General features: G+C 52.9%; 20 protein-coding genes. 6 read left to right on the top strand and 14 right to left on the bottom strand.

Annotated elements, in window-relative coordinates; genetic code table 11:
* Window positions 1–8: 8 nt before the first annotated feature.
* The 4 genes from glnK to AC6I8K_RS04730 form a co-directional block, all read right to left on the bottom strand.
* Window positions 9–347, bottom strand: a complete 339-nt coding sequence (gene glnK / locus AC6I8K_RS04745) for a P-II family nitrogen regulator (protein WP_007886947.1) — start codon at window positions 345–347, stop codon at window positions 9–11.
* Window positions 348–605: 258 nt separating this feature from the next.
* Window positions 606–2,381, bottom strand: a complete 1,776-nt coding sequence (locus AC6I8K_RS04740; protein ID WP_497826298.1) for a SmdB family multidrug efflux ABC transporter permease/ATP-binding protein — start codon at window positions 2,379–2,381, stop codon at window positions 606–608.
* On the bottom strand, window positions 2,374–4,143 hold the full coding sequence (locus AC6I8K_RS04735) for a SmdA family multidrug ABC transporter permease/ATP-binding protein (RefSeq protein WP_497826297.1): 1,770 nt from the start codon (window positions 4,141–4,143) through the stop codon (window positions 2,374–2,376). The genes AC6I8K_RS04740 and AC6I8K_RS04735 overlap by 8 nt, the downstream gene beginning before the upstream one ends.
* A 23-nt stretch (window positions 4,144–4,166) precedes the next feature.
* Window positions 4,167–4,628, bottom strand: a complete 462-nt coding sequence (locus AC6I8K_RS04730; RefSeq protein WP_064741189.1) for an Lrp/AsnC family transcriptional regulator — start codon at window positions 4,626–4,628, stop codon at window positions 4,167–4,169.
* A 115-nt stretch (window positions 4,629–4,743) separates the two neighbouring features.
* Between AC6I8K_RS04730 and AC6I8K_RS04725 the strand changes: the two genes are divergently transcribed.
* Entirely contained in the window at window positions 4,744–5,778 is a 1,035-nt protein-coding gene (locus tag AC6I8K_RS04725) for a PLP-dependent cysteine synthase family protein (RefSeq protein ID WP_483816922.1), read from the top strand.
* A 34-nt stretch (window positions 5,779–5,812) separates the two neighbouring features.
* On the opposite strand, the gene cof is transcribed toward AC6I8K_RS04725, so the two are convergent.
* A complete protein-coding gene (cof, locus tag AC6I8K_RS04720; RefSeq protein WP_497826296.1) occupies window positions 5,813–6,634 on the bottom strand; it encodes an HMP-PP phosphatase in 822 nt (273 codons plus the stop codon).
* Window positions 6,635–6,727: 93 nt separating this feature from the next.
* Here cof and AC6I8K_RS04715 point away from each other — a divergent pair, with 93 nt between their 5' ends.
* The gene (locus AC6I8K_RS04715) at window positions 6,728–8,443 is read left to right on the top strand and encodes an SgrR family transcriptional regulator (RefSeq protein ID WP_497826295.1); all 1,716 of its coding nucleotides are present in this window, start codon (window positions 6,728–6,730) and stop codon (window positions 8,441–8,443) included.
* A gap of 26 nt (window positions 8,444–8,469) precedes the next feature.
* Window positions 8,470–9,165, top strand: coding sequence for a 7-cyano-7-deazaguanine synthase QueC (gene queC / locus AC6I8K_RS04710; RefSeq protein ID WP_497826294.1), 696 nt, complete (start codon window positions 8,470–8,472; stop codon window positions 9,163–9,165).
* 38 nt (window positions 9,166–9,203) lie between these two features.
* Here the strand turns inward: queC and AC6I8K_RS04705 are convergent, their stop codons facing one another.
* The 4 genes from AC6I8K_RS04705 to hupB form a co-directional block, all read right to left on the bottom strand.
* Window positions 9,204–9,611 (bottom strand): acyl-CoA thioesterase, encoded by a 408-nt coding sequence (locus AC6I8K_RS04705; RefSeq protein WP_483816919.1) that lies wholly within the window; start codon window positions 9,609–9,611, stop codon window positions 9,204–9,206.
* 101 nt (window positions 9,612–9,712) lie between these two features.
* On the bottom strand, window positions 9,713–10,036 hold the full coding sequence (locus tag AC6I8K_RS04700) for a ComEA family DNA-binding protein (RefSeq protein ID WP_064740455.1): 324 nt from the start codon (window positions 10,034–10,036) through the stop codon (window positions 9,713–9,715).
* A 139-nt stretch (window positions 10,037–10,175) separates the two neighbouring features.
* Window positions 10,176–12,044: a peptidylprolyl isomerase gene (gene ppiD, locus AC6I8K_RS04695; RefSeq protein ID WP_497826293.1), complete on the bottom strand. Its 1,869-nt coding sequence runs from the start codon at window positions 12,042–12,044 to the stop codon at window positions 10,176–10,178.
* Window positions 12,045–12,281: 237 nt separating this feature from the next.
* Window positions 12,282–12,554: a nucleoid-associated protein HU-beta gene (gene hupB / locus AC6I8K_RS04690; protein WP_036648244.1), complete on the bottom strand. Its 273-nt coding sequence runs from the start codon at window positions 12,552–12,554 to the stop codon at window positions 12,282–12,284.
* On the opposite strand from hupB, the gene AC6I8K_RS04685 reads away from it, so the two are divergent.
* Window positions 12,469–12,798, top strand: coding sequence for a hypothetical protein (locus AC6I8K_RS04685; protein ID WP_196762386.1), 330 nt, complete (start codon window positions 12,469–12,471; stop codon window positions 12,796–12,798). The genes hupB and AC6I8K_RS04685 overlap by 86 nt on opposite strands.
* On the opposite strand, the gene lon is transcribed toward AC6I8K_RS04685, so the two are convergent.
* From lon to bolA, 5 genes are all read right to left on the bottom strand, one after another.
* Window positions 12,768–15,122, bottom strand: a complete 2,355-nt coding sequence (gene lon / locus AC6I8K_RS04680) for an endopeptidase La (RefSeq protein WP_064740454.1) — start codon at window positions 15,120–15,122, stop codon at window positions 12,768–12,770. The genes AC6I8K_RS04685 and lon overlap by 31 nt on opposite strands.
* A gap of 188 nt (window positions 15,123–15,310) precedes the next feature.
* Entirely contained in the window at window positions 15,311–16,582 is a 1,272-nt protein-coding gene (gene clpX, locus AC6I8K_RS04675) for an ATP-dependent protease ATP-binding subunit ClpX (RefSeq protein WP_008103932.1), read from the bottom strand.
* Window positions 16,583–16,711: 129 nt separating this feature from the next.
* Window positions 16,712–17,335 (bottom strand): ATP-dependent Clp endopeptidase proteolytic subunit ClpP, encoded by a 624-nt coding sequence (gene clpP / locus AC6I8K_RS04670; protein ID WP_007886971.1) that lies wholly within the window; start codon window positions 17,333–17,335, stop codon window positions 16,712–16,714.
* 335 nt (window positions 17,336–17,670) lie between these two features.
* Window positions 17,671–18,975 carry a trigger factor gene (gene tig / locus AC6I8K_RS04665; RefSeq protein ID WP_007886973.1) on the bottom strand — a complete coding sequence of 435 codons (1,305 nt, stop codon included), beginning with the start codon at window positions 18,973–18,975 and terminating at the stop codon, window positions 17,671–17,673.
* Between the two features lie 302 nt (window positions 18,976–19,277).
* A complete protein-coding gene (gene bolA / locus AC6I8K_RS04660; RefSeq protein WP_196762377.1) occupies window positions 19,278–19,595 on the bottom strand; it encodes a transcriptional regulator BolA in 318 nt (105 codons plus the stop codon).
* A 264-nt stretch (window positions 19,596–19,859) separates the two neighbouring features.
* Here bolA and AC6I8K_RS04655 point away from each other — a divergent pair, with 264 nt between their 5' ends.
* Both AC6I8K_RS04655 and ampG read left to right on the top strand, forming a co-directional pair.
* On the top strand, window positions 19,860–20,438 hold the full coding sequence (locus AC6I8K_RS04655; RefSeq protein ID WP_007886975.1) for a lipoprotein: 579 nt from the start codon (window positions 19,860–19,862) through the stop codon (window positions 20,436–20,438).
* A gap of 54 nt (window positions 20,439–20,492) precedes the next feature.
* Window positions 20,493–21,980, top strand: a complete 1,488-nt coding sequence (gene ampG, locus AC6I8K_RS04650) for a muropeptide MFS transporter AmpG (protein WP_483816917.1) — start codon at window positions 20,493–20,495, stop codon at window positions 21,978–21,980.
* Window positions 21,981–22,212 lie beyond the last annotated feature (232 nt).

Raw genomic sequence — 22,212 nt, 5'->3', positions numbered from 1 at the left:
AGCCCCAGTTACAGTGCTGCTTCGTCGGTCTCGCCGGTACGAATACGAATGACGCGCTGCAGTTCTGCGACGAAAATCTTGCCGTCGCCAATTTTGCCGGTATACGCGGCTTTGCTGATGACATCGACCACTTCGTCAAGTTGGTCGTCCGCAATAGCGATATCAATTTTTACTTTTGGCAGGAAGTTAACGCTGTACTCGGCACCGCGATAAAGCTCTGCGTGACCTTTCTGGCGACCGAAACCTTTGACCTCGGTAACTGTCAGCCCCTGAATGCCAATAGAGGATAAGGCTTCACGCACGTCCTCCAGCTTAAATGGTTTGATTACCACGGTAACCAGCTTCATACGTTCCCCTCCGGATAAGAAATTGAGTGAGTCTCGCGGACACATAGGGATATAAGCAAAGGTTGTGCCATAAATAAAAAAAGGGGAATGTCAGCAGCATAGGCGCGCTGCATCACGCTTCGTTATGTGAAGCGCGGCGCAAATTAGGGAGGGTAGCGAGGAGCAGTGTTGCAATTTTGCACTCCTTTGGTGCTTTAAGCCTCAAAGAAGTGCATCAATACAGAACATTCCGATAAAACTGTGCAAAAAAGGTGCAATTCACCCTTCGGATTGTACGGGGATGCCCGCCGCGAGTTCATCGCCCGCCTGCTGCAGCTGATACATTTGCCAGTAGCGGCCTTGCTCAGCCAGCAGTTCAGCATGCGTTCCACGCTCAACCACCTGACCGCGATGCAACACTAAAATCTGATCGGCTTCCGTGATGGTGGAAAGTCGATGCGCGATCACCACCAGCGTGCTGTGCTGGCGAAGTGCGCGTAACGCGTGCTGAATCGCCTGTTCAGTTCCGGAATCGATATTGGCCGTCGCTTCGTCGAGGATCAGAATCTGCGGCAATGACACCAACACGCGCGCCAGCGCCAACAACTGTTTCTGCCCAACCGACAGATTATTGCCCTGCTCGCCTAAACGCGTATGAATGCCATCCGCCATGCTGCGTGCCAGCGGGGCCAACTGCACCGTCTCCAGCGCCTGCCACACGTGGTCTTCCGGAATATCGCGTCCCAAACGCACGTTGGCCAGCAGCGAATCCGCCAGTACGACCGGATCCTGTTGCACCATCGCCACGCTTTGACGTAAGGCGGCGTGCGACAGCTGCATCAGCGGGCGGCCATCCAGCTCGATGCTGCCGCGCGTCACCGGATAATAGCCCATCAGCAGATTGGCTAACGTACTTTTACCGCTGCCGGTATGCCCCACCAGCGCCACAAAATTACGCGCGGGCACTTCAAGATTGATGTTACTGAGCACATCGCGATTATCGCGATAAGCAAAGCTCACATCACGCAGCGAGATGCTGCCGGAGGCCAGCGGCTGAATATCATTGCCATAACCCTGCTGATCCGCATCCATCAGTTCGAAGATACGCTCGCCAGAGACAACAGCTTGTTGCAGCATCGACTGCTGCGTGGTCAGCTCAATCAGCGGCTCATTGAGGCGGCCAAGGTAGGTAATGAACGCGTAGAGCACACCAACTTCAAACACGCCCGGCGTGGCGAAGCTGAACAGCATCAGCAAACCGCACAAAATCATGGCCGAAAACAGACTCAGCAATGGGCGCAATAAAAAGCCATCCAGTCGCAGCGTTTCCATACGCGCCAGATAGTGCGAACGGCTGGCTTCGCCCATGCGTTCACCAAAGCGCGCCTGCTGGCGGAACTGCTGGATCACACTCATCCCGTTGATCACTTCATTGAAGCCGTTGTTGATGTCCGCCAGATAGCTGCGCACGCGACGCGCAATTGGTGTGCTGAAGCGCTGATAAATCAGCATCACCGTTAGCACCAGCGGGAAAATCACGATCGCCACCAGCGCCATACGCCAGTCGAGGGAGAACATCGCCACCAGCATCGCGCCAATCAACGCGGCAGCGCGCAACACCGTCGCTACCACGGTGACGTAGAGATCTTTGATCACTTCGGTGTCGTTGGTGACGCGCGAAATAATTTGCCCGACTGGCTGCGTATCGAAGGCGCTCAGCGGCTGGCGTAGCGCCGCGTTCATCACATCGACGCGCAATTGCTGCACCACGCCAATCGCCGCGCGGTTAAACAGTAGCGCCTGAAAATAGTGCAAACCAGCGGCCAGCAATTGCAGCAGGATAAAGCCCACCAGCAGGCCCGCGACAATGCCCCACGGCATCTGATGTTTCGCTACCAGATTATCAATGAAATAGCTCACCAGCACCGGTCCGGTCACTTCGGCCGCTGCGGCAATCCACAGCATGCCGACCGCCAGCCACAGCGATTTACGCCACGGTTTGCCATACGCCAGCAGACGTTTCAGCGTCGGCCATAAACGTTGAGATTTAGCCACGGCTGACTCCTTCTGCCACTTCATCGTCATCCAGTGCGGCTTCCAGTTGCTGATAACGGTACATATCGCGATACCAACCCTCTTTTGCTGCCAGGGTGTCATGATCGCCACGCTGCGCCACGGTGCCATGCTGCAACACCAGAATTTCGCTGGCCTCGGTGAGCGCCGACAAACGATGCGCGCTGATAATCAAGGTGCGCCCTTTGCCCCACTGGCGCAGGTTATGCAGGATGTCATGTTCAGTGCGACCATCTACCGCCGACAGCGCATCATCCAGAATCAGGATTTCCGCATTCAGCAGCAGCGCGCGTGCAATCGCGATGCGCTGCTTCTGCCCGCCGGACAACATCACTCCACGCTCGCCTACTTCGGTTTCATAGCCTTGTGGCAGGCGCAGAATATCGTCATGCACGCAGGCCATCTGCGCCACGTGCTCCAGCTCTTGCTGCGTTGCATTAGGACGGCCGAGCGCCAGATTGGCGGCAATGGTATCGGAGAACAGAAATGGCGTCTGGCTGACCACCGCCAGCCGGCTGCGCCAGCTATCGAGGCGCAACTGCGTCAGCGGCGTATTGTGGTAGCGAATATCACCCTGATCGATATCGAAATGGCGCTGAATCAGGCTCAGCAGCGTACTTTTTCCGCAGCCGGTTGGCCCGCATAAGCCGAGCATCTGGCCCGGTTTTAACTGGACGTTAAGATGGCTCAGCACCGGGCCAGAACTGGCCGGATAGCGGAACTCACGAATAGCAACCTGCATCACGCCGGGTTCGGGCGGCAACACTTGCTGTCCATCTTCAACGGCAGGCGCTTCCGCCAGCAATGAGCGAATACGGCTCCACGCCGCGCTACCGCGTTCGACGATATTAATCATCCATGCCAGCGCCAGCATTGGCCAAATCATCAGGCCGAGATACATCACAAAGCTGGTGAGCTGACCAAGCGTCAAACTGCCGTTCCACACCATCCAACCGCCACCGGCAATTGCCAGCAAGTTGGAGAAGCCGACGGCGATATAAATGATCGGGTCGAAACGCGCATCCACGCGCGCCACATGCAGGTTTTTTTTGCCGGTATCCGCGGCGATGCCCGCAAATTGTTGCGATTGATGATCTTCGAGGCCAAACGCTTTGATCATGCGAATGCTGGTCAGGCTTTCCTGAGTTTGATCGTTCAGGCTGGAGAATGCCGCCTGCGCCACTTTGAAACGCTGATGCAAGCGTGCGCCATCTTTCTGGATGGCGAATGCCATTATCGGCATCGGTATCAGCGCCAGTAACGTCAGTTCCCAGCTGATTTGTGTGCTCATCACGATCAGCACCACCAATCCCATCACCAGTGAGTCCACCAGCGTCAGCACGCCTTCACCGGCAGCAAACACCACGCGATCGACATCATTGGTGGCGCGAGCGATCAAATCGCCGGTGCGATGGCGCAGATAAAATGCTGGATGCTGGCGACTGAGCTGACGGTAGAAATCTTCACGCAGTTCAACCGCTAATTGATAGGATGCACCGAACAGCAGCACGCGCCAGACGTAGCGCAGCAGATAGACGATGACTGCAGTCACCAGCATCACGCCGATCCACATGAAAATGTCCCCAGCGCTTAAATCATGCTGGGTAACGCCGTCAACTATCACACCGACCACATGCGGTGGCAGCAATTGCAATAATGCAATAACGATCAGCAAGCTGACGGCGCCCAGATATCGCCGCCACTCGCGCAGAAAATACCAACTTAACTGGCTGAATAATTGCACAAGCGTGTCTCTTTCTTTGCCCGTTAGGGCGCTACCGGCAATGCGGTGGTGTATTTAATCTCTTCCATGGCAAAACTGGAGGTCACATCCATCAGGCCTGGCACGCCATTCACCAGGCGCTTATAAAAGTTGTCATAACTCTTCATGTCCGCCACCTGAATGCGCAGCAAATAGTCGTACTCGCCCGCCATGCGGTAAAACGCCATCACTTCCGGCATCTGTTGCACCACGCTGACAAATTGCCTGAACCACTCGCTGCTGTGCTGCTGGGTTTTAACAAACATAAAGGCGGTGAGTGACAGACCAATCTTTTCGCCGTCCACCAGCGCCACGCGCGCACGAATAATGCCATCATCTTCCAGTTTTTTCAGGCGTTTCCAGCACGGCGTGGTGGTGAGATTCACCGCATCGGCCAACGTCTGCAGCGAAAGCGTGCAATCCTGCTGCAGCATTGCCAGCAACATGCGGTCAGTTTTATCTAACATTTGCCACTCCCGGAGAAAAATTTTCTCTAAGCGCACCATTATAGCCCGATTAAAGCAACCTCTTTTTCCTGCCAGTGCCTTACACTGGGCGCAATGATGATTATGGAAATGCACTATGCAAACGCCTTGGGTTCGCCATGCTATCAATGAAATTAACGCCGATTTTCAGCGCTCTGCGGATACGCATCTGATCCGCTTTAAGCTGGATGATTTTCCCGGCATTCACTTCTATCTGAAGGATGAAAGCACGCATCCCAGCGGCAGCTTGAAACATCGCCTGGCGCGCTCACTGTTTCTTTATGGCCTGGCGAACGGTTGGATCCACGAAAATACGCCAATCATTGAAGCCTCATCCGGCAGCACGGCGGTTTCGGAAGCCTACTTCGCACAACTGCTTGGCCTGCCGTTTATCGCGGTGATGCCCGCCAGCACCGCCAAACGTAAAATCGAGATGATTAGATTTTACGGCGGCGAGTGTCATTTCGTCGCCGATCCCTGCCAGCTGTACAGCGAATCAGATCGTTTGGCGCGCGAGCTAAACGGCCACTTTATGGACCAGTTCACTTATGCCGAGCGTGCGACCGACTGGCGCGGTAATAACAATATTGCCGAAAGCATATTCCGTCAGATGTCTCACGAACCGTTCCCGATACCGCATACCTTGATTATGAGCGCTGGCACGGGTGGAACTTCCGCCACATTGGGTCGCTACATCCGCTATCAGGGCCACGATACGCGCCTGCTGGTGGTCGATCCGCAGCATTCGGTGTTCTTCGATTATTGGCATTGCCGTGACAACACGCTGCGCAGCGAGCGCGGCAGCCTGATTGAAGGGATTGGTCGTCCGCGCGTTGAACCGTCATTTTTACCAGACGTGATTGACGAGATGATGAAAGTTCCGGATGGCGCGACCGTCGCCGCTATGCTGCAGCTGGAAAGGGTGCTGGGACGTCGTCCTGGCGCCTCAACCGGCACTAACTTCTGGGGCATGTTGCAGGTGGCAAAACGCATGCGGGAAAACGGCGAGCAAGGTTCTCTGGTGACATTACTGTGTGACAGCGGTGAGCGCTATCCCGACACTTATTACAATGTGGAGTGGGTGAAGCAGAACATCGGCGATATTGCGCCTTGGGTGCGCGAACTACAATAAAAAACCGGACGTCCTGTCCGGTTCACTGTAAGCCTCAGCATTCGGGGGAATAATCGAGGTGTGGTGTGGTCATCCAGTGATTTAAGTAGTGAGACACCGCCTGTGTCTCGCAATGTCCGATAATCGGTAAATGCGGCAACGAAGCTTTCAGTTGATTCATCGCGTTAGCCATAATAAAACCGTTGCCGACACGCTCCAGCATTTCGCGATCGTTCATGGCATCACCAAACGCCATACAATCCGCCAGCGACAGCGAAAGATGCTGGCACAAACGCTCCAGCGCCGCGCCTTTATGGCAATCGACCGGTAACACTTCCAGACAATCCCACGCAGAGAAGCAAATGTTCGCTCGCTCGCCCAGCGCGGCCTGCAATTCACTTCTTAACGCCTGTAACATTTCATGCGGCGCAATAAAACAGATCTTAGTGACTTCATGCGCTGACATGCGACGCAAATCACGAAGCTGATAATGGAAGCCGCTCATGGCATGCGCTTCCAGCGCGCCGAGCGGCGGTTTATCAGTAAACCAGCCTTCATCGTTAAAAATATGAATCGACGCTGGCGTCTGCCAATGCGTATGCATCACCTCTTCCGCCACCGATGGCGATACATCGCAGCCGTAAAGTTGATTCCCTTCCAGATCGTGAATACGCGTGCCGTTGCCGGTGATCAGCCACGCAGGCAAGGTGATTTGTTCGCGTACTCGCTGCATATCCATAAGATGACGACCGGTGGCAAACGCTAACGTCACGCCGCGTTGATGCAACGCATGCAGACTTGCCAGCGTTTCATTACCTAAGCGGTGCGTAGGCAGTAACAATGTGCCGTCCATATCAAATGCTGCGAGGCGAGCCATGCGAATTCTCCTGTCGGTGTGAGGGACTGACTATCGCCTGGTAATTACGGAACTAATAGTGAATACTTTTAAAAAAATGTTCCGGGTTTAACTGTGCGTGAACTTCATCGTATTAATCAGTTTCAGCGTTTGTGGCAACTCAGCCACGGCGAGACGCAACGTCTCAGCGTTGCAGCAATCGCTCAACACTGCTTTTGCAGCGAGCGCCATGTGCGCACCCTGCTGCGCCAGTGGCAGAATGCGGGCTGGCTGCGGTGGCGTGGCGAATCCGGACGCGGCAAACAGGGCGAGCTGACTTTTTTGCTCTCACCGGAGCAATTACGTCAACAGCTATTAACGCAGCAACTTGATGACGGCGAAGCGGTTCAAGCTTTGCAAGTACTCGATCTGCATCCCGAGCGACTGGTGAGAATGTTGCGGCCGCTGATGGGCGGGCAATGGCAGAATCAATCGCCCGTGCTGCGCATTCCTTATTATCGGGCGATGGAACCGTTACGCCCGCTCCAGCTGACCGGACGCGCTGAGCAGCATTTGGCACGGCAGGTTTTCTCCGGCCTGACACGTTTTCGCGATAATGATGTTGAAGGCGATATCGCTCACCATTGGCAGCATGATGCCAGCGGTCGTGACTGGTACTTCTGGCTGCGCCCGCAGCTCAGCTGGCATAACGATGAACCGGTGCAGGCGGCACAGTTAGTTGAGCAGTTGCAGCAGATTATGCAATCGCCGCGCGGTTCGCGCCTGCTGGCGGCAATAGATCAGATTGAAGCCCCGCATCCACTGGCGATACATATTCAGTTGCGCGAAAGCGATTACTGGCTGCCGCAACGGCTGGCGCACCAGTTTTGTCTGTTACCTCATCCTGAATTCGCCGACATTGGTAGCGGTCCCTGGAAGCTCACCCATTTCACCGCAGAAATGGTGCGGCTGGAGAGCCATGCGCGCTGGCATTTGCAGCGCCCGCTGATCCAGCGGATGGAATACTGGATCACGCCACAACTGTTCGATCGCGATCTCGGCACCAGCTGCAGTCATCCAGTGCAAATCGCGATTGGCGATCCTGACGAACTCGGCTCACTGCGTCCGGTTGATCGCAGTATCAGCCTGGGATTTTGTTATCTGGCGCCCCGCGTCACGGCCCACTTTAGTGCCGAACAGGCCCAATCGCTGATTGCCTTGATTCAGCGCAGCGGTGTGATTCAGCAATTGCCGCTGGATGAGGGGTTGATTACACCCAGCCTTGAGCTGCTCCCTGGCTGGCCGGTGCCGCGTGCAGAAAGAGAAAGGATTTCACTGCCGCCAACCCTGACGCTGCATTACCATTTGCCGGTCGAACTGCATGTGATGGCGCAGGCGCTGATCCCTCTGCTGGCACACCATGGCTGCGCCCTCACCTGCATCTTCCATGATGTCAAAAGCTGGCGCGACGACATCGATCTCAGTGAGGCCGATGTGGTGATGGGCGACCGGCTAATTGGCGATGCCCCGTTGTTTACGCTGGTGAATTGGCTAGAGAACGATCCGGTTTGGCAGCCGTTGCGCGAAAAGGTACTGCAATCGCCGCTTAGCGCTATTGCCCAACAACCTGATGCGTTGCAGCGTGGTGAATTGACTCAGCAACTGTTTCAGCAACTGATGCGCGATGGCTACTTGCTGCCGCTGTTTAACTATCGCTATCAGGTTTTTGCCCCGCCCGGCGTGGAGGGCATTCAGCTTAATAGCCTGGGATGGTTTGATTTCACTCGCGCCTGGATTCCACCGCCAACCACAGCCAGTGCTGTTCAGCCTGCGTCCGAGCCAGTACCATAGGCGCACTGATTTTTGGGGAAGATAAAATGAAACGAGCCGTTGTGGTATTCAGTGGCGGACAAGACTCCACCACCTGTTTAATTCAGGCGCTGCAACACTACGATGAAGTGCACTGCGTCACCTTTGATTATGGCCAGCGCCATCGGGAAGAGATCGAGGTTGCGGCTGAACTGTCGCAAAAACTGGGCGCGCGTGCGCACAAAGTGCTGGACGTTACGCTACTCAACGAGTTAGCCGTCAGCAGCCTGACGCGCGACAACATTCCCGTGCCAACCTACGATCCGAATGCCAGCGGTTTGCCGAGTACGTTTGTACCGGGCCGCAATATTCTGTTTTTAACGCTGGCCGCAATTTATGCCTATCAGGTTGAAGCCGAAGCGGTGATCACCGGCGTGTGTGAAACCGATTTCTCTGGTTACCCGGACTGCCGCGACGAGTTTATTAAGGCACTGAATAACGCCGTCAGCCTTGGCATGGCGCGTAACATTCGCTTTGAAACGCCGCTGATGTGGCTGAATAAAGCAGAAACCTGGGCGCTGGCCGATTACTGGCAACAGTTGCCGCTGGTACGCGCTGAAACCCTCACTTGCTACAACGGGGTGAAAGGCGATGGCTGCGGCGAATGCGCAGCCTGTCATTTGCGTGCGCGTGGACTGGCGGAATATCAGGCTAACGCATTGACCGTGATGGCAGCAATGAAGCAAAAAAGCAGCCTCAACTAATTCAGGCGGCGAGTTAAAACTGGCGTCAACGGCGCCAGTTATTCATTCTCGACCATTAATGACGCCAGACGCTCACGCAGCTCCCCTTCCATCGGCACCGCTTTTTGCGTGCGTAGATCAATGCAGACAAAGGTCAGCGCCGCATCAGCCACCACCGAATCATCCTTTGCCAGCACTACCCGCTGTGCGATGACACCGCTCTTACCGCTGAGCTGTGACACTTCACTGTCAATGTTCAGTACGTCGCCCAATACCGCCGGACGACGATAGTTGATGTTGATATTCACTACTACAAATGCCAGCTGCTGCTCCATCAGCCAATGAAAGGCATTGACCTCCTCCAGCCACTGCCAGCGCGCCTCTTCAAGAAACTCCAGATAGCGCGCGTTATTCACATGCTGATAAACATCCAGATGATAACCGCGCACTTTGATAGTGGTTTGCATTGTTGCTCCTGTTCAGGCTGAGAATGACAACTGGTAAGACCTGTTGAGCATAGCACAGCCTGAATCCGGGCTTTTTCAATCCTTCAAAGTCGCGAGATGCTTCACAGTTTAAGCCGGGCGCTATTGCGTTCAATCAGGGCGCTGCCGATGCCCGGCACCTCCTTGAGTTGTTCAATAGCGGTAAATGGACCGTATTGTTCGCGATAACTGACAATAGCCTGCGCTTTCTTCAGGCCGATACCGTTCATGCCAGCCGCAAGCTGTTCGGCGGTGGCGGCATTGATGCTGACTTGTCCTTCCTGTGGCGTTGAGACTTGCGTCGCCTGCGTTTCACTGGGACTTTCGGCAGCCGCCAGTCCGGTGGTATAAACTGCGCCACCCAGCGCCAGCGTAATACATAGGGCTTGAAAAGTTGATTTCACCATGCTGTGTTTCTCCTTGTGTTTGACAGCAACAGCAGGGTGTCACAGCTAGAATTTAGGCTCAAAAGGGCAATTAAAGAAATGGAAAAGGCCGCATAAGCGGCCTTTCGATATTGCAGTGATTTAACTTTTTTTGTGAGGCTTACTGGTTTTGTGCAGCGGCACCGTACTTAATCTTCGCCTCTTTACGCAGGTTTTCCAGCAGCGCTTCAAAGGCAATCTGCGCGTTATTCTGCGTCACGCCTTTCACCATCTCATCGGTCTGCGCCTGCGGCATGTTGCCCGCGCTGACTTTGTCCAGCGCGACCAGCACCACATTGCCTTGCATATCTTCGCTTACACCCCACGACGGCTTATTGTCGGCAGGCTGTGGCAGATTGAAGGCTGACTGCGCAACCGGATCCTGCGCATTGCGATCAAAGGATTTGCTGGCGCTAAGCGTCAATCCTGCAGCCTGCAGCGCATCCGCTTTACCGGCTTTCAGTTCGGCCAGCAGCTTGTCTGCCTGCGCTTTTGCCTGCTGTGTCGCTTTATCGTGTTTCAGCGTATCCACAATCTGTGCTTTTACCTGATCCAACGGCTTCACCACTTCCGGTTTGTGCTCGCTGATACGCAGTACAAAGGCACGATCGCCATCCACTGAAATGATGTCAGAGTTATTACCCGGCGCACCATTTTGGCCAACTAAACCACCATTAAAGATGGCCTGCTTAACCTGATCGAAATTCAACTCATCGGGCAGGTTATCGCGCGTAATCCATTGGGTTTCTACCACTTTCAGACCGGAAGCCTGCGCTGCGCCCGCTAACGATTCATTATCGTTGCTAGCGGCTTCGCTCACTTTCTGCTGAACTTTGTAGAAAGCATCAACCGCTTTCTCTTGCTTTACTTTGTCCGCAACAATGTTGTGAACATCGGCTAAAGGCTTAACCTGCTCCGGCTGGATATCATCCAGACGTACCACGAGGAAACCAACAGACGATTTGATCGCACCAGAAAGTTGGCCTTTCTGCGTCAGATTGGCGTTTTTCAGCTCGTCTGGCGTGGTGCTCGGCTCCAGCCAACCCATGTCACCGCCTTTACGGGCTGAGATGGGATCAATAGATTTGCTCTTCGCCAGCGCGGCGAAATCTTCACCTTTTTTCAGCGCATCCACTACGGCGTTAGCATCAGCTTCCGTCTTGGTTTGGATCACGCTGTAGCGATTACGCTGTGGCTGGGAATAATCCGCTTTATGTTGATCGTACCAGCTCTGAATGTCTGCTTCGCTGGCCGTTTCCTGCATACTAGCGGCATCCATTTTGATGTAGCTAACGCGGAACTGCTCGGGTGCCATAAAGCTGTTTTGATGCTGCTGATAATACTGGCTGACTTCGTCGTCGCTGACCGTCTGTTTAGCTGCCAGCGCGTTAACATCAATCACCGCCTGACGTACTTCACGCTGCTGTGACACCAAATCCACCAGCTTGCTGGTTTCGCCTTTTAGCATGAAATCGGTGTTGGCAATGGCGTTAATCAGCTGCTGCGTCGCCAGCTGCTTGCGCAGTGCTTCGGCATATTGGTCAGCGGTGAAGCCCATGCTGGTGATCAGGCCACTGTATTTGGCGTTGTCGAACTTACCGTTGGTCTGGAAGGCTTTCTGATTGAAAATCGCCTGTTTCACCTGATCATCGTTGATACCGATGTGCAGATCTTTGATGTACTGATCAAGTAACGCCTGATCAATCAGCTGTGATAGCGCCTGCTGGCGCATCTGCTGCATGTAGCCTTCGTTGCTGGCTAACTGCGAGAATTGATCGCCCAGCATCTGCTGCTGACGATTACGCTCGTTGTTAAAACCCTGCTCCAGCTCTGCACGGCTGATCTCGTGACCGTTAACTTTGGCAGCATAATCACCGCCGCCACCGATCAGGTAGTTGCCCACCCCGGTAAGTACGAAAGACAGGATGATCAATCCCAGAATAATCTTGAGCACGACATGATTCGACGCCGCGCGTAAATTGTCCATCATGGTATGACAACACTCCGCTGTAGTGTGAATGTAAAGCTCTAACACGATGTCATCATCGTGCAACTGCTGTTCAGGCTGGCAGTTGGCAACCATGCGGAGACAACAACCAAAGGCTATCGCCGCGCATCAAGAATAAAAAAGGCACATCAAAAATGATGTGCCCGTATGTTACATGAGAACGGCTTTTGCGTCCTCAATCCACGGAAGAAAATGCTTCAATGGATGTATCAGCGGTCATTAATTGACGGAATCTTTCAGTGCTTTACCTGCACGGAAGCCCGGAACTTTACCAGCCGGAATGGTGAGCTCTTTGCCCGTTTGTGGGTTACGGCCTGTACGAGCTGCACGCTCACGTACAGAGAAAGTACCGAAACCAACCAGTGCCACTTCATCACCGCCTTTCAGAGCTTCGGTAACGGAGTCCATGAATGCATCTAAAACACGTCCCGCTGCTGCTTTAGAAATGTCAGCATCTGCAGCAATTTTGTCGATCAACTGTGACTTATTCACTCTCTTCATCCCCTCTTTTATTATTCACATCGCACCCGCGCTTCCCGCCCGGTGCGAACGCGCAGCAAGTTATATCAAGCCTGTGGAGCTGAAACAACGGTATTCATCTTATTCGTTGATCCAGCAGCCCACTAAGTTAGCGGCACAAAAAAAAGCTGGCAAGCACCATTTTGCCTGCCAGCTTCGCTTTTTAGCGGTTTATGCCGCTAATCACTATTTTGCGGTCACAACCTGCATGCCGTAAGGCGCATTTTCCAGTGCCAGGTTCAACACTTCTTCAATACGCTTCACCGGATGAATATCCAGATCGGCAATCACGTTCTGCGGAATATCTTCCAGATCGCGCTTGTTTTCGTCCGGGATCAACACGGTTTTGATGCCGCCACGGTGTGCCGCCAGCAACTTCTCTTTCAGGCCACCAATCGGCAGAACCAAACCACGCAGTGTGATTTCACCGGTCATCGCCACATCAGAACGCACCGGGTTACCGGTTAAGCATGACACCAACGCGGTGCACATGGCGATACCGGCGCTCGGACCATCTTTCGGCGTCGCACCTTCTGGCACGTGCACGTGGATATCACGTTTCTCGTAGAAATCACCGTTGATGCCCAGTTTCTCAGCACGCGCACGCACTACAGTCAGCGCGGCCTGAATCGATTCCTGCATCACTTCGCCCAGCGAACCGGTGTATGTCAGCTTACCTTTACCTGGCACGCAGGCGGTTTCAATGGTCAGCAGATCGCCACCCACTTCCGTCCACGCCAGTCCGGTCACCTGACCCACACGGCTTTCACTTTCTGCGCGACCGTAATCAAAGCGCTGCACGCCAAGGAAATCCTTGAGGTTATCGCCGTTGATCACGATGTGTTTTTTCGACTTATCCATCAGCAGCGTTTTAACCGCTTTACGGCACAGCTTAGAGAGTTCGCGCTCCAGACTACGCACGCCCGCTTCGCGGGTGTAATAGCGGATGATGCCAACAATCGCACTGTCGTCGACGGTGATCTCTTTTTCTTTCAGCGCATTACGTTCGATCTGTTTCGGCAGTAAATGCTGCTTCGCAATGTTCAGTTTTTCATCTTCGGTATAACCCGAAAGACGAATAACTTCCATACGGTCAAGCAACGGTGCCGGGATGTTCATGGAGTTCGAGGTCGCCACAAACATGACGTCAGAGAGATCGTAATCCACTTCCAGATAGTGATCGTTGAACGCGATGTTCTGCTCAGGATCCAGCACCTCAAGCAGCGCCGAAGCTGGATCGCCACGCATGTCAGAAGACATTTTGTCGATCTCATCCAGCAGGAACAGCGGGTTTTTAACCCCAACTTTTGCCATTTTCTGGATCAGTTTACCTGGCATAGAACCAATGTAGGTACGACGATGTCCGCGAATTTCCGCTTCATCGCGCACGCCACCCAGCGCCATACGCACGTATTTACGTCCGGTTGCCTTAGCAATCGACTGTCCCAGCGAGGTTTTACCCACGCCTGGCGGTCCAACGAGGCACAGAATTGGCCCTTTGATTTTGCTGACGCGACTCTGTACCGCAAGATACTCAAGGATACGGTCTTTGACTCGTTCCAAACCGTAATGGTCGATATCCAGAGTTTCCTGCGCTTTACGCAGGTCTTTTTTCACCTTGCTGCGCGCAACCCATGGAACCTGAACCATCCAGTCGATGTAGCCACGTACCACGGTCGCTTCTGCCGACATCGGTGACATCATCTTCAGCTTCTGCAATTCAGCTTCGGCTTTTTCACGCGCTTCGGTCGGCATTTTGGCCGCTTCAATCTTACGTTTCAGCGCCTCATATTCATCCGGCGCGTCATCCATTTCGCCCAGCTCTTTCTGAATGGCTTTCATTTGCTCATTCAGATAGTACTCACGCTGGCTTTTCTCCATCTGCTTTTTAACACGGTTGCGAATACGCTTCTCAACCTGCAGCAGATCGATTTCTGATTCCATCATCGCCATCAGATATTCCAGACGTTCATTGACGTCGGACATCTCCAGCACGGACTGTTTATCAGCCAGTTTCAGCGGCATATGCGCTGCTACGGTGTCGGCCAGACGGGCCGCATCGTCGATGCTGTTGAGGGAAGTTAATACCTCAGGTGGGATCTTTTTATTGAGCTTGATGTAGCCTTCAAACTGGTTGATGGCTGTGCGCACCAGCACTTCTTGCTCGCGCTCTTCAATTTCTGGCGAGACAAGGTATTCAGCCTGGGCAACAAAATGGTCGCCGTTATCAGCCAACGTGGTGATGTGCGCGCGTTGTAAACCTTCAACCAGCACTTTTACCGTGCCGTCTGGAAGTTTCAGCATCTGCAATACAGAAGCGACGGTCCCTACTGAGAAGAGATCGTTAATGCCAGGTTCATCCGTTGAAGCCTCTTTCTGTGCAACCAGCATGATCTTTTTATCATGATCCATCGCGGCTTCGAGGCACCGAATCGATTTTTCCCGACCAACAAACAACGGAATTACCATGTGCGGATAAACCACCACGTCGCGCAACGGCAACACGGGGATTTCAATGCGTTCAGAACGCTCAGGATTCATAGAGCTCTCTCTTAGTTTAATGTCCGCCAGGTGATGGGTACCGCGCAATAGAGGTTTTGCAGTTAAACCCACAGGATATTGAGTATATGGGGATGCTTATACGACATTCAATGTCACTGGCGAGAGAAAAACAAAAGGGGAAAGATTTTTCCCCTTTTTTAAGATAACAACATGGTGCGATTGTTTATTTATTCACCAGAAGCCTGGGCTTCATGCTTTCCATAAATCAACATTGGCTCAGATTGACCTTCAATCACTGACTCATCAATCACCACTTTTTCAACGTCATCCATTGAAGGCAAGTCGTACATGGTTTCAAGTAACGCACCTTCAACGATAGAACGCAGACCACGCGCACCGGTTTTACGCGACATCGCTTTTTTAGCGATCGCCGTTAAAGCTTCGTCACGGAATTCCAGTTCTACGCCTTCAAGATTGAACAACGCCTGATACTGTTTGGTCAGCGCGTTCTTCGGCTCACGCAGGATCTGAATCAGCGCTTCTTCACTCAGTTCGCTCAGCGTTGCCACGACGGGCAGACGACCGATGAACTCAGGAATCAAGCCGAACTTAATCAGATCTTCTGGCTCAACCTGCGACAGCAATTCGCCTTCGCTCGCCTTCTGGGATTTGCCCTTCACCGTTGCGCCAAAGCCGATGCCGGATCCGGTTTCAACACGCTGGGAAATCACTTTATCGAGACCGGCAAATGCACCACCGCAGATAAACAGAATCTTAGAGGTATCAACCTGCAAGAATTCCTGCTGTGGATGTTTACGTCCGCCCTGCGGCGGTACAGCTGCCACGGTGCCTTCAATCAGTTTAAGCAGCGCTTGCTGTACACCTTCACCCGAAACATCACGAGTGATTGACGGATTATCAGACTTACGCGAAATTTTGTCGATTTCATCGATGTAGACAATGCCGCGCTGTGCTTTCTGCACGTCGTAATCACATTTCTGCAGCAGTTTCTGGATGATGTTTTCAACATCTTCACCCACGTAACCCGCTTCGGTCAGCGTGGTGGCATCGGCCATGGTAAATGGCACATCCAGCAAACGCGCCAGCGTTTCTGCCAGCAAGGTTTTACCGCTACCCGTTGGACCGATCAGCAAAATGTTACTTTTGCCCAGTTCAATACCGTTGCTGGTATCACCATTGCGCAGGCGTTTGTAGTGGTTATATACCGCTACGGCCAACACTTTCTTCGCCCTTTCCTGACCAATTACATAATCGTCAAGATGATGGCGGATTTCGTGCGGCGTCGGCAGTGAACTGCGCTCGCGATGCGGCGCAACTTCCTTTATCTCTTCACGAATGATGTCGTTGCAAAGATCAACGCACTCATCGCAAATGTATACTGACGGCCCGGCAATTAGCTTACGGACTTCATGCTGGCTTTTGCCGCAGAAAGAGCAGTACAGCAACTTACCTGAACCGTCTTTGCGCTTATCTGTCATCAGCTAACCTCTTTTCTTTCTCAGACCAAATTTGTTGTACGGCGCTGGCCGTACATCAACGGCCGATATGCATTCAACCCATCTGCCTGCTCCCCGTTAACTATAGCGTAAGGGGCAAACAGATGTGTCTTATTGGCGATGCGTCAGGATTGAGTCGACTAAACCATACTCTACCGCTTCACCCGCAGAGAGGAAACGATCGCGCTCGGTGTCACGTTCGATCTCTTCCAGCGATTTGCCGGTGTGCTCAGCCATCAACTCATTCATGCGCTGCTTCACTTTCAGAATTTCGCGCGCATGGATTTCAATATCTGTCGCCTGGCCCTGATATCCGCCCAACGGCTGATGAATCATCACACGTGAATTAGGCAGGCAGAAACGTTTGCCTTTGGTGCCCGCAGTCAGCAGGAACGCACCCATAGAACAAGCCTGACCCATACAGATGGTACTCACGTCGGGCTTGATAAATTTCATTGTGTCGTAAATCGACATCCCTGCAGTAATCACGCCGCCTGGCGAGTTAATGTAAAGGTAAATGTCTTTTTCAGGATTCTCAGCTTCCAGAAACAGCATCTGCGCCACGATCAGGTTAGCCATATGATCTTCAACCTGACCCGTCAGGAAGATCACACGCTCTTTGAGCAGGCGAGAGTAGATGTCGTAAGAACGCTCGCCGCGCGAGGTTTGTTCGACCACCATTGGCACCAGCGCCATGTGCGGTGCAGTAAATTCACGATCGCCACTGTATGACATTACCGTCTCCTGATAAATTTCATTGGCAACATTCTGTACCGATTTTACGTAAGCCGCGGCAGGAACACTACGAGCCACGGTCTCAAACCGAGATAACCACTCGGTTAATCAGTCAGTCTCACTGTTTTCATGCATTCTCCCTGTATCTGGGGATGCTGCCCAGTTGTTTCAAGCATAACAACCTTTTGCCCATTCGCTAACACGGAAAAAGAGCTTAGCCGATAATTTGCCGATTAATTAAGCAAATAGAGGACAAATCTGTGTACTTAGCGCCAGAAACGAAAAAGCCCGCGACTTTTCAGTCACGGGCTTAGCACTAACGGTTAACGAATAAATCAGGCCGCTGAGGTCTGGTTCATCAGTTCCTGGAAGTTAGTGGCTTTATCGGTCACTTTGGCTTTCGCCAGTACCGCTTCAACCGCTTGCTCTTCCAGAGCCACGTTACGCATGTTGTTCATCAGCTCGCTGTTCTTGCTGTAGAACTCGATCACTTCCTGCGGATCTTCGTACGCAGAAGCCATCTCTTCGATCAGCGTTTTAACGCGATCTTCGTCAGCCTGCAGTTCGTTGATACGAATTACTTCGCCCAACAGCAGACCCACAACAACGCGACGTTTAGCCTGCTCTTCGAACAGTTCACGTGGCAGTTCCAGCGCTTGCTTCTCGTTGCCACCAAAACGCTGTGCAGCCTGACGACGCAGAACGTCGATTTCGCTGTCGATCAGCGCAACCGGAACGTCGATGTCGTTGGCGTTAACCAGACCGTCGATTGCCTGAGTCTTCACGCGATTACGGATCGCGCCTTTCAGCTCGCGATCCATGTTCTTACGTACTTCAGCACGCAGACCGGCGATTGAACCATCTTCCACGCCAAAGCGCTTGATGAACTCTTCAGTCAGTTCTGGCAGCTCACGGGTTTCAACTTTTTTCAGCACGATTTCAAACTTCGCGTCTTTCCCTTTCAGGTTTTCTGCGTGGTAATCGTCTGGGAATTTCACGTCGATAGTGAAGGTTTCGCCGGCTTTATGGCCAACAACGCCTTCTTCGAAGCCTGGAATCATACGACCCTGGCCCATCGCCAGCACGAAGTCAGAGGCTTTGCCGCCTTCGAACTCTTCGCCGTCAACAGAACCGCTGAAATCGATGGTCGCGCGATCTTCAGCTGTCGCTGCGGCATCGCTCTCTTTCCAGGTCGCCTGCTGCTTCTGCAGGGTTTCCAGCATGGTATCAACGTCAGCGTCAGTCACTTCTACGACTGGCTTCTCGACTTCGATGGCGTCCAGGCCTTTCAGCTCAACTTCTGGATACACTTCGAACTCAACCGCGTAGGTGAAGTCTTCACCTTCTTTATATTCGCCCGGCACATAGTTAGGTGCGCCAGCCGGATTGATTTTCTCTTTGATGATGGCGTCAACGAAGTTGCGCGTCATCAGCTCGCCCAGCACGTCCTGGCGAACAGAAGCACCGTAGCGCTGAGAAATGATGTGTGCCGGCACTTTGCCTTTACGGAAACCGTCGATACGGACTTTCTTAGCCACTTCCACCAGTTCTTTCTTCACTGCGCTTTCGATGCTGTCAGCTGCAACAGTAATCGAAATGCGACGGCCCAGACCCTGAGTGGTTTCTACTGAAACTGTCATCTTGTTACCTCAAAAAATCACGTGCTCGGTCAACTTCAGACACCACACATAAATGCGCCGTATCCAACAACCGGGACGGCCTCTGCAGGCAGAACCTAATCCCTGTCACCAGAAGCGTCCCGAAGACATTCCGGAAAAATAGACGCCGCATTATAGCGGCATCGCTGGAATGAGTCGAGGCTGCAAACTCACCACTTTTTAGCGGTTTTGCTGCTTTTTTGCGCCGTAGATCGCGTTTGAGTGTAATAAATGAAAAGAAAACGGCCCGCAGGCCGTTTTTTGAGAAGGGTGAAGAAAGAAAATCAGGCGAGGGTGCCGGCTCCGCGACAATTCGGTGAAGCCAGAACCGTATCCTGCAATCCATCCCACTCTTTTTGCGTGTAGGTATGCAGTGCCAGCGCATGTACGCTGCCCGCTAATTCAGTTGCCAGTTCGCCATAAATAGCGCGATGACGTTGCAGAAAGCGCTGACCGGTAAATCGATCGCTTACAATCACTACTTTAAAGTGACTTTCAGAACCGGCGGGCACGTTATGACGATAGCTCTCATCATGCACTTCAAGAAGTGCAGGCTCGAAAGCGTTACGCAACTTTTCTTCTATTTGTTCGCGAATCATGATTAACACTCCTTTCCGGCGAGCGCTGTGCCCATCTGTTTAAATATTAGTAGGTTTTACACCGCTTCCGCAGATTAGCCGCAAATAAATCCCCCGGCGCTGCGCATACTAACCTGCTTATCTCATAGGTCAATGACACAGCACTTCACCCTGTGCGAAAAAAGCCTTTACAATCAATTTCCATTGGCCCGGGGCTTTTTTCGCCGCGTCGCAATGCTATGATGGCCGCAGTTTTGCAAACCAACCTATATGCTAACGAGAATGAGTATGTTGAAAAAACTGTTATTCCCTCTGCTGGCTGCTTTTATTTTGGCCGGCTGTGCCAGCAACAACACCACATTGGATATTCAACCGAAGATCCAGTTACCGCAGCAAGATCCAAGCCTGATGGGCGTCACCATCAGCGTTAATGGTGCCGATCAACGTTCCGATCAGGCGCTGGCGAAAGTGAACCGCGATGGGCAGTTAATCACGCTGACACCATCACGCGATCTGCGCTTCCTGCTGCAGGAAGTGTTAGAGAAGCAGATGACGTCACGCGGCTATATGATTGGCCCAAGCGGTGCCGTTGATCTGCAGATTGTCGTTAATGGTCTGTATGCTGATGTGACACAAGGCAACGTGCGCTACAGCATTACCACTAAGGCCGATATTTCCATCATTGCAACCGCGAAAAACGGCAACAAGCAGGTGAAAAATTATCGTCAGACTTACAGCGTAGAAGGCGCGTTCACTGCCACTAACGCTAAGATCACTAACGCGGTTAACTCAACCCTGAGTGACGTGATTGCTGATATGGCGCAAGACACCAGCGTTCACAACTTCATCAAGCAGAACGCCCGCTAATTTCCGCAGTAATTTGCCCGGCTAAACTTCGCCGGGCTTCATTTCAGGTTGGCTATGACATCTCACTATCTGCGTATTTTTACCCAACGTAATGCAGCGGTATTGCTGCTGCTGGGCTTTGCCTCTGGCTTGCCGCTGGCGTTAACCGCCGGGACATTACAGGCGTGGATGACGGTAGAGAATGTTGATCTGAAAACCATCGGTTTCTTTTCCCTTGTCGGCCAGGCATACGTGTTTAAGTTCTTGTGGTCGCCGATGATGGATCGCTACACGCCGCCGTTTCTCGGTCGGCGTCGCGGCTGGCTGCTGGTCACACAGTTAACGCTGATTGGCGGCATTATCGCCATGGGCTTTATGCAACCTTCGCACGACTTAACCCTGCTAGCCGCGCTAGCCGTGCTGGTTGCCTTCTGTTCGGCTTCGCAGGATATCGTGTTTGATGCCTGGAAAACGGACGTGCTGCCCCCGGAAGAACGCGGCAGCGGTGCGGCCATTACCGTGCTGGGTTATCGTCTGGCGATGTTGATTTCAGGCGGATTGGCTCTGTGGTTAGCCGATCGCTATCTCGGCTGGCAAGCCACTTACTGGCTGATGGCGATGCTGATGGTGCCGGGCCTGATTGCGACGCTGCTCGCAAAAGAACCGGTTACGCCAGCGCGCGAACCACACTCGCTCCGACAAGCCGTGACGTTCCCACTCAAAGATTTCTTCCAGCGCAACAATGCCTGGCTGCTAATCACGTTGATTATCCTTTATAAGCTCGGCGACGCCTTTGCTGCCTCGCTCACGACAACCTTCCTGATTCGCGGCGTCGGTTTTAGCGCCGGTGACGTCGGACTGGTGAACAAAACGCTTGGCCTGCTTGCCACCATTATTGGTGCACTGTATGGCGGCGTGCTCATGCAGCGGCTGAGTTTGTTCCGCGCCTTGATGATTTTCGGCGTACTGCAAGCGGTGTCGAACTTTGCTTACTGGTTGTTGGCGGTGACGCCGCCGCATTTGTGGAGCATGGCGAGCGCGGTATTTATTGAAAACCTGTGTGGGGGCATGGGCACCGCGGCATTTGTCGCGCTGTTGATGACGCTGTGCAACAAATCCTTCTCGGCAACCCAATTTGCGCTGCTGTCGGCCCTTTCTGCCGTGGGACGCGTTTACGTCGGTCCCGCCGCCGGTTGGCTGGTTGAAATGTGGGGCTGGCCGACCTTCTATGCCTTCACGGTATTTGCCGGCGTGCCGGGATTGCTGTTGTTGTGGCTGTGTCGTGGCACCTTGCACAGCATTCAGCAAAGCGGGGAGTTTGTGATACGCAGCTTATGGCCACAAGGCTATCGCTGGACGGTACGTCTGTTCAGCATGGGCTGCGGCTTACTGGCGTTGTGGCTGCTGGCGTTGGCGCTCAATGTCAGCGGAATTTTGCAGATCGATGCGCTGCTCACGCCAATCTTTGAAGCCGGTATGGCATTCGCGCTGATCGCCGTCGCGTTGGGTGTGATATTAGATAGTTTGGCATTGAAAAAAGCGGCGCAAGAAAATCTGGGTTAAGTCATCCAATTTTGGTGATGAAATAATTGGCTAAACAATGTCGGTAACTGATTTTACCAATAGCATTTTTTTTAAAGCGAATTAGAAACATTAAATTAACAATTAATGGCGAATATTTAAATCCGGTGCGCAATTACTTTGTATAAAAGTCATCGCTGAAATGATGCAGAAATGTTAAATAAATGAGTATTAAGAGTACGGGTTATACTTTCCCTGATTTTTCTGCGGTTTC

Source organism: Pantoea sp. X-Soil-ISGK-421 (genome assembly GCF_059730785.1).
The sequence above is the reverse complement of the archived record's forward strand: the minus strand, read 5'-3'. Positions and strand labels throughout refer to the sequence as shown.